The organism is Mesorhizobium sp. Cs1321R2N1 (assembly GCF_037179725.1).
GTDB lineage: Bacteria > Pseudomonadota > Alphaproteobacteria > Rhizobiales > Rhizobiaceae > Mesorhizobium > Mesorhizobium salmacidum.
In genome coordinates this window covers 41,119-57,732 of record NZ_JAPYKP010000027.1, presented here as the reverse complement: position 1 = coordinate 57,732, position 16,614 = coordinate 41,119, and the positions used below count along the sequence as shown (strand labels likewise).

Here is a 16,614-nt window from a genome sequence, read left to right as displayed (position 1 = left end):
CGATAGGGTTCCGCAAGCCATGGTGGACGCCTTTCTCGCCTCCGAAGGCGATCTAGGCGACCGGCTGATCGCCACCATGCGGGCCGCGCTCAGGGCCGGCGGCGAGGCGGGACCTGTCCGCTCCGCCGGCATGAAACTGGTGCGCGATGTCTCATGGCCCGTCGCCGACCTGCGTTGCGACTGGAGCGAGGAGTGTCCGATCGAGCAGCTGGCGACGCTGTGGGATATCTACAAGCCCCAGCTTGATGTCTATGTCACGCGCGCCCTCAATCCGTCTGGCGCGCCGAGCTACGGCGTTCCCGGTGACGAGTAGTCCCGACAATCTGGAGCCAGCATGAGCGAACTCAGTCATAAGGATTGGATCGCCAAGGCGTCGGCGATCCGTTTTCGCGACGGGGCTTTCATCGACGGCAAAACGATGCCCGCGCGCTCAGGCCGAACATTCACCAGCATCAATCCGGCTACGGGAGCAACGCTCGCCGAGGTGGCCTCCTGCGGCGAAGAGGATATCGACCTTGCCGTCGCTGCCGCGCGCCGCAGCTTCGAAGCCGGCGTCTGGTCGCGAGCAAGCCCCCAGCATCGCAAGAAGGTGCTGCTGCGGCTGGCGGAATTGCTGCGCGAGAACGTGCAGGAGCTCGCGCTGCTGGAATCACTGGATATGGGCAAGCTTGTCAAGGACGCCGCGACCATCGACGTGCCGGGATCGGCGGCGATCTTCCAGTGGTATGCAGAAGCGATAGACAAGACCTATGACGAGGTGGCGCCGACGGGGTGGGGTGACCTCGCTTTGGCACGGCGGGAGCCGCTTGGGGTCGTGGGTGCCGTCGTGCCATGGAACTTTCCGCTCGACATGGCAACCTGGAAATGCGCGCCCGCGCTGGCCGTGGGCAATTCGGTGGTGCTGAAACCCGCCGAGCAGTCGCCTCTCTCGGCACTCAGGCTGGCCGAACTCGCCATGGAGGCGGGCTTGCCGGCGGGCGTGCTCAATGTGGTACCCGGCCTCGGCGAGACGGCCGGCCAGGCGCTTGGCCGCCATATGGGTGTGGATTGCCTTGCCTTCACCGGATCGACCGCTGTCGGCAAGATGTTCCTGCAATATTCCGGCCAGTCGAACATGAAGCAGGTCTGGCTGGAGACCGGTGGCAAGAGCCCCAATCTGATGTTCGCCGATTGCGGCGATCTGGATGCGGCCGCCGACATGGCCGCCTTCGGCATCTTCTTCAACCAGGGGCAGGTATGCTCGGCCAATTCCCGGCTTCTGGTGGAGCGCGGCATCAAGGATGCGCTGGTCGAGAAACTGGTGCGGCGGGCAGCGGCGACCCAGCCCGGCGATCCGCTCGACCCAGTATCCAGGATGGGTGCGATGGTGGACGCGCGCCACGCCGCGACTGTCATGCGTTTCATCGATGGCGGCAAGAAGTCGGCACGGCTGGTGACTGGTGGCGACCGGGTCGCCGTCGACGGGCGCGGCAGTTTTGTGCAGCCCACGATCTTCGATGACGTCTCGCCCGACGACCCGCTTGCCCGCGACGAGATATTCGGTCCGGTCCTGTCGGTGATCGCCTTCGACACCGAAGACGAAGCGCTTCGCATCGCCAACGACAGCGTCTACGGCCTGGCCGCATCGCTGTGGACCGACAGCCTGTCGCGGGCGCATCGCCTCGCGGAAAGGCTGCGCGTGGGCACGGTTTCCGTGAACACGGTCGATGCGCTGAGCCCGATGACTCCCTTTGGCGGTTTCAAGCAGTCCGGCTTCGGGCGCGACCTGTCGCTGCATGCGCTCGACAAATACACCGCGCTGAAGACCACCTGGATCAAGTATTGAGAATCGGCCGCGGCTTGATCACCGGCTGCAAACCGGCAACATAGCCACCATGCCCCTCCGCTTCACGCTCAGACAACTTGAATATTTCGTCGCCGTTGGCGAAGCGGGTTCGATCGCCAAGGCGGCCGAGCAGGTGAATGTCTCGCCGCCGTCAATCTCGGCGTCGATCGCTCAGCTCGAAGCCGAGTTCGGTGTCCAGCTTTTCGTGCGCAAGCATTCGCATGCGCTGGCGCTGACCGCAGGCGGGCGCCTGTTCCTCAAGGAAGCCGCGCGCCTGCTCAACGACGCGGACGCGCTGCACGACATTGCCGGCGATATCGCCGAAAAGGTGCGCGGACCGCTGGCGATCGGCTGCCTGCTCACTTTCGCGCAGATCGTGCTGCCGGCGCTGCGCAAGAAATTCGAGGATGCCTATCCCGATGTGCGCGTCCGGCAATTCGAGCGCAACCAGGGGCAACTGTTCGAGATGCTGCAGCGTGGCGAGATAGATGCCGCGGTGACTTACGATCTGGAACTGTCGCAGGACATGACCTTCGAGCCGCTGATGCAGTTGCCGGCCTATGTGATGTTACCGGCCGCGCATCGCCTGGCGGCGAGGGCAGGCATCACGCCCGAGGAGTTGGTCGATGAGCCGATGGTGCTGCTTGATCTGCCCTACAGCAGGGAATATTTCCTGTCGGCTTTCCAGCCCAGGGGCCTGCGGCCCAAGATCGTCGAGCGCACCGGCGACATCGCCGTGATGCGCTCGATGGTCGCTAACGGCTTCGGCTACGGCATCGCCAATATGCGGCCGCTCAACACCATGTCGCCGGACGGCAAATTGCTTGTCTTCGTGCCTCTGCTGGGCGACCTCAGGCCGCTCACGATAGGAATTGCCTTGCCGAACGCAGAGCATCGCACGCTGACGGTACAGGCGTTCATCGACCACTGTCGTCGCTTCGTCGTCGAGCAGGGCGTCTTCGGAACCGAACGCATCGTGAAGTGAGGGCTGCCGTGCGGATCACGACGGCCAGCCGTCCGTGAGCCGTTCGAGCAACCTGTCCATCATCCCGTCGCAACGCCGCAGCTGTTCGACGCTGACAAATTCATCCGGCTTGTGTCCCTGCGCCATCGAGCCAGGTCCGCAGACGACGGCAGGCGTGCCGAGATCGCGGCTGAACAATCCGCCTTCCGTGCCGAACGCGACTTTCATCGTGTCATTGGCGCCGGTCAGCGATTTGACGAAGGCCACCGCCTCTGATGCGGCCGGCGTGTCGAGGCCCGGATAGGTGTTGGTGATCTCGATTTCGATTGCGGCCTCGGCCGCGATCGAAACGGCGTCCTCAGCAATGCGGGCCGCGGCGTCGCGCAGCCTGTCCAGAATGCCGGCGGCATCGTCGGCGGCAATGTTGCGGATCTCGAAATCGACCTGACAGAGGTTGGGCACGATGTTGAGCGCGACGCCGGCATCGATCTTGCCGACATGAACCGTCGTGTAGGGGATGTCGTAGTCCCCGTCGCGGGCGCCGTCGCGGGCCAATCGTTCCTGTTCGTCACGCAAGGCACGCACGAAATCGCAGCCGAGGTGGATGGCATTGAGCGCCAGTGGGGCGAGCGCCGAATGGCCTTCGCGTCCCCTGCAGACGGCGCGAGCGGCAAGCTTGCCCTTGTGCCCGGTCGCAACCTGCATGTTGGTCGGCTCGCCGACGATGCATAGCCGCGGGCGTTGCGGCGCCGCGCTCAGCATTTCGATCAGGTCGCGCACGCCCAGGCAGCCGACCTCCTCGTCATAGGAGAGCGCCAGATGCAACGGCGTCCGAAGCGCCATCTTGGAAGCCCTGATGCAGGCGGCGAGCGCGGAGGCCACAAAACCCTTCATGTCCGCCGCGCCGCGTCCGTAAAGCTTGCCGTCGCGCTCGGTCATTTCGAAAGGCGGCAGCGTCCAGTTCTGGCCGTCGACGGGGACGACATCGGTGTGGCCGGACAGCATGACACCGGGCCTGCCGGCCGGGCCGATGGTGGCAAAGAGGTTGGCCTTGTGCCCGTCCGCGCTGTGGACGATCTGGCAGGCAACGCCGCTCGCCTCGAGCAAGTCGGCCGCATAGCCGATCAGGTCGAGGTTGGAGTCGCGGCTCACCGTCGGGAAAGCGATCAGCCGTTCGAAGATCCTGATAGTGTCCATTTTCTGTCTCTCGGTAGGGTCCTGGCTGTCTAGCATCATGCCGCCGATGCTCTGAAGTCGCATTTCGCTCAGCCCCGGTTCAACACAGACTAATCCGGCCCAGTGCCGCGATTAGGCGCGTCCTAATCGGCACAGAAGAAATCCGTAGTTTTCCCGCGCCGGCTCCAATTTATGAGTAGTTTAGGCAGCACCGGGAGTGCTGAGCCGGCCCGGAGGAAGCACCATGCGCGACCCACGCTACGACATCCTGTTCGAGCCGATGAAGATAGGCCCGGTGACGGCCAAGAACCGCTTCTATCAGGTTCCGCATTGCAATGGCGGCGGCTATCGCGATCCGTCCGCCGCGGCAGAGATGCGCCGCGTCAAGTCCGAAGGGGGCTGGGGCGTCATCTTCACCGAGCAGACGGAAATGCACCACACTTCCGAGATCACGCCCTTCATCGAACTGCGGCTATGGGATGACGCCGACATCCCGGCTTTGGCCAAGATGGCCAAGGCCATGCACGAGCACGGCGCGTTGGCTGGCATCCAGCTCGCCTATTCCGGGATCAACGGCCCCAACCTCTACAGCAAGGAGGTGCCGCGCGGGCCGTCGGCCCTGCCGATCCGCACCTTCACCAACGATCCGGTTCAGGCGCGCGCCATGGACAAGCAGGATATTCGCGATTTGCGCCGCTGGCACCGCAATGCCTTCAAACGTGCGAAGCAGGCGGGTTTCGACCTGGTATGCCTCTATGGCGCGCACGGCTTCGGCATCATCCAGCATTTCCTGTCGACCGCCACCAACCAGCGCGTCGACGAATATGGCGGCTCGCTGGAAAACCGTTCGCGGCTGATGCGCGAGCTGATCGAGGAAGGGCGCGACGCGATCGGCGACACGTGCGGCCTGACGCTCAGGCTGTCGCTGGACGAGATGATCGGCGAGCTCGGCTTCGCCAATTCGGAACTCCGCGACATGATCGAGATGCATGCCGAACTGCCCGACCTGTGGGATCTCGCGCACGGCGCCTGGGAGGATTGCTCGGGCCCGTCGCGCTTCAAGGACGAGGCGGCGCAGGAAAGCCTGGTGTCGGGCATCAAGAAGCTCACCTCGAAACCGGTCGTCGGCGTCGGCCGCTTCACTTCACCCGACGTGATGGTCAGGATGATCAGGTCGGGAACGCTCGACTTCATCGGCTGCGCCCGTCCGTCGATCGCCGATCCCTTCCTGCCGAGGAAGGTCGAGGAGGGCCGCATCGAGGACATCCGCGAATGTATCGGCTGCAACATCTGCATCACCGGCGACATGACTATGTCGATCTCGCGCTGCACGCAGAACCCGACCTTCATGGAGGAATGGCGCAAGGGCTGGCATCCGGAGCGCATGCAGGCCAAGGGCGACAGCGACAGCGTGCTGATCGTCGGCGCCGGGCCTGCCGGACTGGAGGCTGCCCGTGCGCTTGGCCTGCGCGGCTATAAAGTGGCCATCGCGGAAGCCGGCACCGAGCTCGGCGGCCGTGTGGCGCGCGAAAGCAAACTTCCAGGCCTGTCGGCCTGGGGCAGGGTGCGCGACTATCGGCGGTATCAGCTCGGCCAGATGCCTGATGTCGACATCTATTTCGAAAGCCGGCTGGCGGCGGATGACATCCTGTCCTTCGGCTTCCAGAACATCGCCATCGCCACCGGATCGACCTGGCGCCGTGATGGCGTCGCGCGTGCCCACGTCGTGCCGATGCCGATCGACGCCGCGATGCCGGTCCTTACACCCGACGATCTGATGGCCGGCAAGGTTCCAGATGGCAACGTCGTGCTGTTCGACGACGACCACTATTACATGGGCGGCGTTCTCGCCGAGCTGATGGCGCGTCAGGGAACGAAGGTGACCTTGGTGACGCCATCGGCCTATGTCTCGGACTGGACCCGCAACACGCTGGAGCAAGGGGCCATTCACCGCCGCCTGGCTGAACTCGGGGTCGATATCGTGCTCAACAGGACCGTCACGAGTATCGCTTCGGGCGGTGTCGTGACGGCTTGCGTCTACACCGGCGCGAAACAGGATCTGGCGGCCGATGCCGTCGTACTTGTCACGTCGCGCAATCAGGACGACGCCGTTTGGCGCAATCTCAAGGCCCGGGAAAGCGAGTGGGCCGACGCCGGCATCCGTTCAGTCAAGGTCATCGGCGATGCCGAAGCACCGGGACCCATCGCCTGGGCAACCTATGCCGGCCATCGCTTCGCCCGCGAACTGGACGAACCCGACATCGGCGACGCCTTGCCGTTTCGGCGGGAAGTCGCCGCACTGGCGGCGGAATAATGCATGTTGCCCGGAAGTGTTCTCGGTTCCGGGACAACGACATGCATAAAATCAGAAGCCTACAGCAGGTCGGGCGAATCCTATTCGCCGCGACATGCCGTAGAACCGCCGGGGCGCGGCAGATCAGACCGCCCGCCCTTCCTGATCGAAGAAATGCAGATGCCCGGGTTCGGCCCGCAGGTCGACCTCGGCGCCGGTCTCCGGCGCCGGTCCTTGACTGTGGATGACGAGGCAGGTCTGGCCCCGTCCAGCTCGACATGGAGGAGCGTGACGGCGCCCTTCCCGCCATTTATAGTGTTCAGTCTACCGCACGGTCCGCGGCCGAACGCCGTCTATCAATCCACAAGGCAAGCAAGGTGCAGGCCGCGCCCGAGAGCAGGTAGGCACCCGCCGCAATGAGGCCGAAATTGCCGGCCAGCAGCAGAGCTGCGAGCGGCGCGAAGCCGGCGCCGAACATCCACGCGAGATCCGAGGTTATCGCCGAGCCGGTATAGCGATGGTGTCGCGAAAAGCTCGATGCGACGACGCCTGACGACTGCCCGAAGCTCAACCCCAGCAGGATGAAGCCCAGCACCATGAACAGGATCTCGCCAACGGTACCGCCATCCAGAAGCTGCGGGGCAAAGCCGCTGAACGTCGCGATGGCGATCGCCGAACCGCCGAGCAGCGCACGGCGTCCGACACGATCGGCAAGTGGGCCCGACGCGACGATGGCCACGATGCCGAACAGCGCGCTCACCGCCTCGATCGCCAGGAAGCGTGCCGGTCCCTCATTGGTGAACAGGAATACCCAGGAGAGTGGAAACACCGTCACCATGTGGAACAGGGCGAAGCTCGCCAGCGGCGCGAATGCGCCGACGATGACGTTGCGGCCTTCGGCCCTGATCGTGTCCCTTATGCGCGTCGGCTGCAGGTCGCCGCTCTCGTATAGTTTCGAGAATTCGGGCGTCACCACAATGCGCAGCCTGGCGAACAGGGCCACGACATTGATGGCGAAGGCGACGAAGAAGGGATAGCGCCAGCCCCAGGCAAGGAAGTCGTCGGCCGACAGATTGGCGACGAAGAAGGCGAAGAGGGCGCTGGCCACGATGAGGCCGATCGGCGCGCCCAGTTGCGGGATCATGGCGTAGAAGCCGCGCCGGTTCCGCGGCGCGTTCAGCGCCAGCAGCGAGGGCAGGCCGTCCCACGTCCCGCCAAGCGCCACGCCCTGCCCGATGCGGGCCAGCGCCAGAAGCCAGATCGCAAGCACGCCGATATCGCCATAGGCGGGAAGGAACGCGATGGCGACGGTCGAGGTGCCGAGCAGGAACAGCGCGATCGTCAGTTTCGCACCGCGACCGTAGGCGCGGTCGACGGCCATGAACAGAACGGAACCGAATGGACGGGCGATGAAGGCCAGCGCGAAGATGGCGAAGGAGTACAGCGTTCCGACGAGCGGATCATGCGTTGGAAACACCAGCTTGGGGAACACGATGACGGACGCGATCGCATAGACGAAAAAGTCGAAGAATTCCGACGTCCTGCCGACGATCACGCCGACCGCGATATCGCCCGCGCTGACCTGGCCGTGGTCCGAGCCGATCAGCCCGCTGTCTGTTTCGCCAGTCGAAGTATGAGCCATCTTGTCCGTCGTCACCGCGTGGAATGAAATATTTGGGGCCCAACTGCGGCAATCCCATTGTGCGCTGCACACTGTGCCAGACCCACCCGGGCTGGGCATTGGACAAATTGTCCAATGTCACCACGCCGCCGCCGGCAGTAGCCCTTGATCGATACCGCACTGCAACATCCCAACGCGTTGCGGCGGTCCATCGAGGACAGCGTCTGATGAAACGATTTGGAGCCTTGCTTCTGCTTCCCCTGGCCGGGCTGTTGAGCGGCTGCGATATGGTCGTGCTCGCGCCGGCGGGCGATGTGGCGGCCCAGCAGCGCGACCTGCTGGTGGTCTCGACCCTGCTGATGCTGATCATCATCGTGCCGGTCATGGCGCTGACTGTCTTTTTCGCCTGGCGCTACCGGCAATCCAACACCTCGGCGACCTATGCGCCCGACTGGGATCATTCGACGAAACTGGAACTGGTGATCTGGGCAGCCCCTCTGCTGATCATCATATGCCTTGGCGCGCTGACCTGGCTTGGCGCCCACCTGCTCGACCCATACCGCCGGATCGACCGGATCGAAGCCGGCCAGCCCGTTACCCAGCTTCACAAGCCGCTCAGGGTCGAGGTCGTGGCGCTCGACTGGAAATGGCTGTTCATCTATCCGGATTACGGCATCGCCGCCGTCAACGAACTGGCGGCGCCGGTCAACCAGCCGATCGATTTCCGGATCACCTCGTCGGCGGTGATGAATTCCTTCTACATTCCAGCCCTTGCCGGCCAGATCTATGCCATGCCGGGCATGGAGACGAAGCTGCACGCCGTCATCAATCGACAGGGTACCTATAGCGGTTTCTCCGCCAACTACAGCGGCGCCGGCTTTTCGGGTATGCGCTTTGCCTTCCACGGCCTGTCCGACCAGGCCTTCGACCAGTGGGTGGCACAGACCAGGACCGCGTCGGCGGCGCTTAACCGCGACAGTTACCTCGAGCTCGAAAAGCCGAGCGAGAACGAACCGGTCCGCCACTACGCCTCCGTCGATCCCGCCCTTTATGGCGCGATCCTCAATCTGTGCGTCGAGCGCGGCAAGATGTGCATGAACGAGATGATGTCGATCGACGCCAAGGGTGGTCTCGGTCTTGCGGGTGTGCGCAACACCTTGCCGCTGCAATATGACAAGCTCGCCCGGCGCGGCGCGGTGTTCGGAAACGATCCCTCCTATGTCGCCAGCATCTGCACGGCGGAAGAGGCCGCTGCCGTCTCGCGCGCCTCCCGCGATGCCTGGCCGACCTATTGGCCGGCGAAGAACCTGTCCCCGCTTCGCGGGGCGGGACTGCTCCGGCCAGGGACAGACAGCCGTAGCGCCGAGGCGCATACGCCGACCGTCGGCCTGCTGCGGCGTGAATTGTGAGAGATCGCCGATGCCCGATACGCTGACCAAATTCATCTTCGGCCGCCTCACCTGGGACTCGCTGCCGCTGCACGAACCCATCGTCGTCGCCACCTTCGTCGCGGTGGCGCTCGGCGGCATCGCGCTTCTCGGCGTGATCACCTATTTCAAGCTATGGGGCTACCTCTGGCGCGAATGGTTCACCAGCGTCGACCACAAGAAGATCGGCATCATGTACATGGTGCTGGGCCTGATCATGCTGCTGCGCGGCTTCTCGGACGCAATCATGATGCGCCTCCAGCAGGCCATCGCCTTCAATGGCTCCGAGGGCTACCTGAACTCACATCACTACGACCAGATCTTCACCGCCCACGGCGTCATCATGATCTTCTTCGTGGCGATGCCCTTCGTCACCGGACTGATGAACTTCGTCGTGCCGCTGCAGATCGGCGCGCGCGACGTCTCCTTTCCGTTCCTCAACAATTTCTCGTTCTGGATGACAGTCGGCGGCGCCATTCTGGTCATGGCCTCGCTGTTCGTCGGCGAATTCGCCCGAACCGGCTGGCTTGCCTATCCGCCGCTCTCCGGCATCGGCTACAGTCCCGATGTCGGCGTCGACTACTATATTTGGGCGCTGCAGGTGGCCGGCGTCGGCACGACGCTGTCGGGCATCAACCTGATCTGCACGATCATCAAGATGCGCGCGCCCGGCATGACGATGATGCGCATGCCGGTCTTCACCTGGACGTCGCTCTGCACCAACGTGCTGATCGTCGCCTCCTTCCCGGTACTGACGGCGGTGCTCTCGCTGCTGGCGCTCGACCGCTATGTCGGCACCAACTTCTTCACCAATGACTTCGGCGGCAACCCGATGATGTATGTGAACCTCATCTGGATATGGGGTCACCCGGAAGTCTACATCCTCATCCTGCCGCTGTTCGGCGTCTTTTCCGAGGTCACCTCGACCTTCTCCGGCAAGCGCCTGTTCGGCTACACCTCGATGGTCTACGCCACGGTGGTCATCACCATCCTGTCGTACCTCGTCTGGCTGCACCACTTCTTCACGATGGGCTCCGGCGCCAGCGTCAATTCCTTCTTCGGCATCACGACGATGATCATCTCGATCCCGACCGGCGCGAAGATCTTCAACTGGCTGTTCACAATGTACCGGGGCCGCATCCGCTTCGAACTGCCGATGATGTGGACGGTGGCCTTCATGCTCACCTTCACCGTCGGCGGCATGACCGGCGTGCTGCTTGCCGTGCCGCCGGCGGATTTCGTGCTGCACAACAGCCTGTTCCTGATCGCGCACTTCCACAATGTCATCATCGGTGGCGTGCTGTTCGGCCTGTTCGCCGGCATTGCCTACTGGTGGCCCAAGGCCTTCGGGTTCAAGCTCGATCCGTTCTGGGGCAAGGTCTCGTTCTGGTGCTGGGTGGTCGGCTTCTGGTTCGCCTTCATGCCGCTCTACATCCTCGGCCTGATGGGCGTGACGCGCCGCATGCGCGTGTTCGATGATCCCTCGCTGCAGATATGGTTCGTCATCGCCGCGTTCGGCGCGGTGCTGATCGCCTGCGGCATCGCCGCCTTCCTGATCCAGATCTTCGTCTCCATCCGCAGGCGCGAGGCGCTTGCCGATACGACCGGCGATCCCTGGGACGGCCGCACGCTCGAATGGTCGACCTCCTCGCCGCCGCCTGCCTACAATTTCGCCTTCACGCCGGTCATTCGCGACAACGATGCCTGGTATGATATGAAGCAGGCCGGCTACATCAGGCCGCTCGCCGGCTTCAAGCCGATCCATATGCCCAGCAACACCGGCACCGGCATCATCCTGGCCGCCTTCAGCGTCGCGCTCGGCTTCGGCCTGATCTGGTACATCTGGTGGCTGGCGGCGCTGAGCTTCGTCTGCCTCATCGCCACCGCGATCGGCCACACCTTCAACTATCACCGCGACTTCCACATTCCGGCGGCCGAAGTCACGCAGACGGAAGAGGCGAGGACGACGCTCCTCGCCGCTCAAGGCTAAGGGTTTGAGCATGACATCGACGGCAATCACGGCCGGCACCGAACCGGTCTTCCACCTGGAAGAAGAGCATGCGCACGCCGAAGGCGGCTCCACCATGCTCGGCTTCTGGCTCTATCTGATGAGCGACTGCCTGATCTTCGCGATGCTGTTCGCCGCCTATGGCGTGCTTGGCGGCAATTACGCGGCCGGGCCGGCGCCCAGGGACCTGTTCGACCTCGATCTGGTGGCGGTCAACACCGCCATGCTGCTCTTCTCCTCGATCACCTATGGCTTCGCCATGCTGACCATGGACAAGGGCCGTGTCGCGGCGACGCAAGCCTGGCTTGCGGTGACCGGCCTGTTCGGCCTGGCGTTCCTGTCGATCGAGCTCTACGAATTCGCGCACATGATCCATGAAGGCGCCACGCCGCAGCGCAGCGCCTTCCTGTCGTCCTTTTTCACGCTGGTCGGCACGCACGGTCTGCATGTCACCTTCGGCACCGTCTGGCTGGTGACGCTGATGGTACAGGTCGCGAGATTTGGCCTCATCGAGGCGAACCGCCGCCGGCTGATGTGCCTCGGCATGTTCTGGCACTTCCTCGACGTCGTCTGGATCGGCGTCTTCACCTTCGTCTATTTGATGGGGATGTTGCGATGAGCGCTCATGATCATGCCGAGGGCCACGGCCACGCCCATGGTGGAGCAGCACACGGATCGTTCCGGGGCTATCTGACCGGCTTCGTCCTGTCGGCGATCCTGACCGCCATTCCATTCTGGCTGGTCATGACCGGCGCCATCGACAACAAGCAGGCCACGGCCATCGTCATCATGGCCTTCGCGGTCGTGCAGATCGTCGTCCACATGGTCTTCTTCCTGCATATGAACACCGGCTCGGAAGGCGGATGGTCGATGCTGGCGCTGATCTTCACGCTGATCCTGGTCGTCATCGTGCTGACCGGCTCGCTCTGGGTGATGTACCATCTCAACGCCAACATGATGCCGGGGCTACACGACATGCGCGAGATGCCATGAGCCTGGCGGCGGGCCCTGGGAGGACCACCATCGAGGCGATCGGACGTGCCGTCCCGCTAGAGGGCGCCGGCGGATCGTCCGCGTCGCGCCTTGTCCTTGTGCTGCTCGGACTTCTCGGCGTGCTGGTGTTTGTCGGGCTCGGCATATGGCAGCTGGAAAGGCGGGTCTGGAAGCTCGACCTGATTGCCCGTGTCGACCAACGCATTCATGCCCCGATTGTCGATGCGCCTGGCCCGGAGAACTGGAACGGCATCACCGCGGCCGGTTTCGAGTATGATCATGTGCGATTGGCCGGACGTTATCTGGGCGGCGCCAACACGCTGGTGCAGGCGGTGACGGAGCTTGGCGGTGGTTATTGGGTCCTGACGCCGATGCGAACCGACCGTGGTTTCGTGGTGCTGGTCAACCGCGGCTTCATTCCCCAGGAGCGCAAGGCTGAGTTCGAGCGGGAGAGGGGCGGCCTAACCGCGCCGGCCGTCATTGACGGGCTGTTGCGCATGAGCGAACCCGGCGGCGGCTTTCTGCGCAAGAACGACGCCACGGGCAATCGCTGGTATTCGCGAGACGTCGCAGCCATCGCAACCGCGCGCGGCCTGACGACCAATGTCGCTCCCTATTTCGTCGATGCGGAAGCATCCGGCATAGAGGGCTGGCCGCGCGGCGGGCTCACCGTCGTGACTTTCCGCAACAGCCACCTGGTCTATGCTTTGACCTGGTTCACGCTCGCTGCGATGCTCGCCACTGCCCTGGCCAGGCCGATGATCGGCCGCCGCCGGCGGCAAGGACCCGCGAGATGAGCGTTCCCACGCAAGCGCATCGCCATGACAAATCCCTGGTGGCGGCATCCCTTGCCGGCAAGAACGGGGCAGTATCGCATACCGATGCGACAAACAGGAAGAACCTGTTCCTGCTTATCCAGCTGCGTTGGCTGGCGGTGGCGGGTCAGGTGCTCACCATTCTGGCGACGGAATACTGGTTCGATATCCCACTGCCGCTGGCGGAGATGGCCGGCGTGGTGCTTTTCCTGGTGGGCCTCAACATCTTCAGCCTGCTGGTCCTGCGCGGTATCAGGCCTATCAGCAACACCCAACTCTTCGTCGCGCTCATCTTCGACATGGCGGCACTGACGACGCAGCTTTACCTGAGCGGCGGCGCGTCCAATCCGTTCGTATCGCTCTACCTCTTGCAGATCACGCTCGGCGCCGCATTGCTGACGCCAAGGTTTACCTGGATCCTCGTGGCGGCTGCCTCGGCCTGCTTCGTCTTCCTCATCTTCCTCTTCCAGCCGATCGCGATCCCGCATCATGGCGGCAGCGATCTCCTGTCCCTGCATATCAGGGGCATGTTCATCTGCTTCGTGCTGGCGGCCGGACTGATCGTGATCTTCATGACGCGCATCGACCGCAATCTGCGCGAGCGCGACGCCTATCTCGCCGATCTGCGCCAGCGCTCGGCCGAGGAGGACCACATCGTGCGCATGGGCCTGCTGGCCTCGGGCGCCGCGCACGAACTCGGCACGCCGCTTGCCACGATATCCGTCATCCTGTCCGACTGGCGCCAGATGCGCACCCTTGCGCGCAACCGCGAACTGGCGGCCGATGTGGCCGAAATGCAGGCGCAGATCGAGTGCTGCAAGCGCATCGTGTCCGGGATCCTGATGTCTTCCGGCCAGGCGAGGGGCGAGGGAACGATACGCACGACGATTCGCGGTTTCCTCGACGATCTGGTCGAGGAATGGCGCACCAGTCGCCAGCCATCCAAGCTGGAATACAAGAACGATTTCGACCCGGACGAGCAGATCGTGTCCGACACGGCGCTGAAGCAGGTCATCTTCAACCTGTTCGACAATGCTCAGGAAGCATCGCAGGATTGGGTTGGCGTCACTGCCGAGCGGCAGGGCGACAAGCTGGTGATTTCCGTGCGCGATCGCGGGCCGGGCTTCGACGAGGGTATTCTGGCAGCACTTGGTCAACCCTATATGTCGAGCAAGGGACGGCCAGGCGGCGGTCTTGGTCTTTTCCTAGTCATGAACGTGGTCCGGAACCTGGGTGGCGATTTTTCGGCGCGCAACATGGAGCAGGGCGCCTGTGTTACCCTTTCGCTGCCGCTGGCGGCGCTGACCGATGGAGATGATCGTGAGGCCTGATCGATCGCTGTTTATCGTCGAGGACGACGCGACCTTCGCGAAAACGCTGAAGCGCTCCTTCGAAAAGCGCGACTACGACGTGGTCGTCTGCCACGACCGGGATGCATTGCTCAGCGCCCTCGAAACAGCTGTTCCGGCTTACGCCGTCGTCGATCTCAAGCTTGGGGCTGGCGGCTCCGGGCTGGAGTGCGTCAAGCTGCTCAGCGCCCGCGATGCTTCGACCAGGATCGTCGTGCTGACGGGCTTTGCCAGCATCGCCACCGCTGTCGAGGCAATCAAGCTCGGCGCGAGCCATTACCTGGCGAAACCCGCCAACACCGATGACATCGAAGCCGCCTTCGGCCGTGCCGAGGGCGATGTTTCCGTACCGCTTTCCAGCCGGCCCACCTCGATCAAGAACCTGGAATGGGAGCGCATCCACGAAACGCTGGTCGAGACCGGCTTCAACATCTCCGAAACGGCTCGCCGGCTTGGCCTGCACCGGCGCACTCTTGCCCGCAAGCTCGAGAAGCGCGTGGTGAGATAGCAGAGCGCCTTTGCTCTCGTGACCGGACCGAGCCCGGTCTGGCTCATCGACCACCCGGGTGCGAGCATTCAGTGCTTCCTTGCCCGGTCCGGGATACCTATTTGTCTGAGATTCGCGGACATAGGAGCAGGCAACGTGGCGCAACGATCGGGCAGTGCTGATCTTCCCCTTCACGGCGGGCGTGTGCCGAAATGGCTGGGCGATCGCATGACGCGTCTCGGCGCCATCATGTGCGAGGCGATCATCCATCATTATGGCCGCAATGAATTGCTGCGACGCCTTGCGCATCCGTTCTGGTTCCAGTCCTTCGGCGCCGTCATGGGCATGGACTGGCATTCTTCCGGCATCACGACCAGCGTCGTCGGCGCCTTGAAACGCGGTCTCACGCCGCTGTCGGGCGAACTCGGCATTCATGTCTGCGGCGGCCGTGGCGCGCATTCGCGCAAAACTCCGCATGAACTTGCCGCAATCGGCGAGCGTATCGGCTTCGACGGTGCGCGCCTGGCAACCGCCAGCCGGCTTGTCGCCAAGGTGGACAGCGCCGCCGTTCAGGACGGTTTCGACCTCTATTTGCACGGTTTCATCGTCACCGACGATGGCGACTGGGTGGTGGTGCAGCAAGGCATGAACGGCGACAGCAAGGTGGCGCGCCGCTATCATTGGCTGTCCGAAGGTTTGAAGAGTTTCGTCGACCAGCCGCATGCCGCCATCGAAGGCGCCAACCAGGGCGAGATCGTCAATTTGACCGACCGGCGCGCCGAGGCCTCGCGCCAGGGACAGCTTGACCTGCTCCAGGATCTTGGGCCGGACCGCATCCTTCGAGAACTCGCCGCCCTGGAGCCCGGCACCGCACCGGCTCCGGCGCAGCCATTGTTGCCGCATCTGGTCATGCCGGCTCACCATGATGTCCGCGAAAGCGATGTCGTGATGCATCGCCTTCACGGCAACATGGCCGCGGCCGCCGAGCGAGGTCCCGCCGATTTCGCCGAGCTTCTCCTTGTTCCTGGTGTGGGCGCCCGCACGGTGCGGGCGCTGGCCCTCGTTGCCGAAGTGGTGCATGGCGCGCCTTGCCGGTTTTCGGACCCGGGCCGTTTTTCGCTGGCGCATGGCGGCAAGGACAGGCATCCCTTCCCTGTTCCGCTCAAGGTCTACGACGAGACGATCGGCGTGCTGAAGTCCGCTGTGCAAAAGGCCAGGCTTGGTCGCGAAGAGGAAATCGGTGCATTGAGGCGGCTCGACGATCAGTCGCGGCAGGTCGAGCGATACGTCACCGGTCCCAGCCTCAAGGAAATTGTCGCCGGCGAATTCGACCAGTCGCATCTGCTTGGCGGCCGCAGTGTCTTTGGTTGGGAGCCGGCGCCGGATCAGATGCCCGCCGAGCAGAACAAGAAGGCATGACGGGCCGCTGGCGCCGCATCACGCCACGCGACGGTATCTGTAACGGTCCCGAATGAATTCATTGAAGAAGCGGCCCTTCGAGGAAGCCTTCATGAACGCGGCGTAGGTTGCCGGTGCAACGTCCTCATAGTCATAGCGGTTGCCGCTCGGCACGAACCAGACGGAGAGCGTCCTGGTCGCGGGATCGTATTGCGTGTTTCGGATCGCGGTCGACGGCATGCTGGCACCTGACGGCTC

General features: G+C 63.7%; 15 protein-coding genes. 12 read left to right on the top strand and 3 right to left on the bottom strand.

The window, feature by feature from the left end:
* From O7A61_RS10315 to O7A61_RS10305, 3 genes are all read left to right on the top strand, one after another.
* A partial coding sequence (locus tag O7A61_RS10315; RefSeq protein WP_337129691.1) for a DUF1028 domain-containing protein occupies positions 1-313 on the top strand: 313 nt, incomplete at its 5' end.
* Between the two features lie 21 nt (positions 314-334).
* Positions 335-1,825 carry an aldehyde dehydrogenase gene (locus O7A61_RS10310; RefSeq protein ID WP_337129690.1) on the top strand — a complete coding sequence of 497 codons (1,491 nt, stop codon included), beginning with the start codon at positions 335-337 and terminating at the stop codon, positions 1,823-1,825.
* A gap of 49 nt (positions 1,826-1,874) precedes the next feature.
* Positions 1,875-2,810 (top strand): LysR family transcriptional regulator, encoded by a 936-nt coding sequence (locus O7A61_RS10305; RefSeq protein ID WP_337129689.1) that lies wholly within the window; start codon positions 1,875-1,877, stop codon positions 2,808-2,810.
* Positions 2,811-2,825: 15 nt separating this feature from the next.
* Here O7A61_RS10305 and argE read toward each other — a convergent pair whose 3' ends face one another.
* Positions 2,826-3,986, bottom strand: a complete 1,161-nt coding sequence (argE, locus tag O7A61_RS10300) for an acetylornithine deacetylase (RefSeq protein WP_337129688.1) — start codon at positions 3,984-3,986, stop codon at positions 2,826-2,828.
* Positions 3,987-4,209: 223 nt separating this feature from the next.
* Here argE and O7A61_RS10295 point away from each other — a divergent pair, with 223 nt between their 5' ends.
* A complete protein-coding gene (locus tag O7A61_RS10295; RefSeq protein WP_337129687.1) occupies positions 4,210-6,279 on the top strand; it encodes an oxidoreductase in 2,070 nt (689 codons plus the stop codon).
* A 298-nt stretch (positions 6,280-6,577) separates the two neighbouring features.
* Here the strand turns inward: O7A61_RS10295 and O7A61_RS10290 are convergent, their stop codons facing one another.
* The gene (locus O7A61_RS10290; protein ID WP_337129685.1) at positions 6,578-7,900 is read right to left on the bottom strand and encodes an MFS transporter; all 1,323 of its coding nucleotides are present in this window, start codon (positions 7,898-7,900) and stop codon (positions 6,578-6,580) included.
* Between the two features lie 206 nt (positions 7,901-8,106).
* Here O7A61_RS10290 and cyoA point away from each other — a divergent pair, with 206 nt between their 5' ends.
* From cyoA to O7A61_RS10250, 8 genes are all read left to right on the top strand, one after another.
* Positions 8,107-9,288, top strand: coding sequence for a ubiquinol oxidase subunit II (cyoA, locus tag O7A61_RS10285; protein WP_337129684.1), 1,182 nt, complete (start codon positions 8,107-8,109; stop codon positions 9,286-9,288).
* A 10-nt stretch (positions 9,289-9,298) separates the two neighbouring features.
* Positions 9,299-11,296, top strand: coding sequence for a cytochrome o ubiquinol oxidase subunit I (gene cyoB / locus O7A61_RS10280; protein ID WP_337129683.1), 1,998 nt, complete (start codon positions 9,299-9,301; stop codon positions 11,294-11,296).
* Between the two features lie 10 nt (positions 11,297-11,306).
* Entirely contained in the window at positions 11,307-11,933 is a 627-nt protein-coding gene (cyoC, locus tag O7A61_RS10275; RefSeq protein WP_337129682.1) for a cytochrome o ubiquinol oxidase subunit III, read from the top strand.
* A complete protein-coding gene (cyoD, locus tag O7A61_RS10270) occupies positions 11,930-12,307 on the top strand; it encodes a cytochrome o ubiquinol oxidase subunit IV (protein WP_337129681.1) in 378 nt (125 codons plus the stop codon). Before cyoC ends, cyoD begins: the two co-directional genes overlap by 4 nt.
* On the top strand, positions 12,304-13,104 hold the full coding sequence (locus tag O7A61_RS10265; protein WP_337129680.1) for an SURF1 family protein: 801 nt from the start codon (positions 12,304-12,306) through the stop codon (positions 13,102-13,104). The genes cyoD and O7A61_RS10265 overlap by 4 nt, the downstream gene beginning before the upstream one ends.
* Positions 13,101-14,453, top strand: a complete 1,353-nt coding sequence (locus tag O7A61_RS10260) for an ATP-binding protein (protein WP_337129678.1) — start codon at positions 13,101-13,103, stop codon at positions 14,451-14,453. Before O7A61_RS10265 ends, O7A61_RS10260 begins: the two co-directional genes overlap by 4 nt.
* Positions 14,443-14,979: a response regulator transcription factor gene (locus O7A61_RS10255; RefSeq protein WP_337107322.1), complete on the top strand. Its 537-nt coding sequence runs from the start codon at positions 14,443-14,445 to the stop codon at positions 14,977-14,979. The genes O7A61_RS10260 and O7A61_RS10255 overlap by 11 nt, the downstream gene beginning before the upstream one ends.
* A gap of 135 nt (positions 14,980-15,114) precedes the next feature.
* A complete protein-coding gene (locus tag O7A61_RS10250) occupies positions 15,115-16,377 on the top strand; it encodes a DUF763 domain-containing protein (protein WP_337129677.1) in 1,263 nt (420 codons plus the stop codon).
* 18 nt (positions 16,378-16,395) lie between these two features.
* On the opposite strand, the gene O7A61_RS10245 is transcribed toward O7A61_RS10250, so the two are convergent.
* Entirely contained in the window at positions 16,396-16,596 is a 201-nt protein-coding gene (locus O7A61_RS10245) for a KTSC domain-containing protein (RefSeq protein ID WP_027144841.1), read from the bottom strand.
* Positions 16,597-16,614 lie beyond the last annotated feature (18 nt).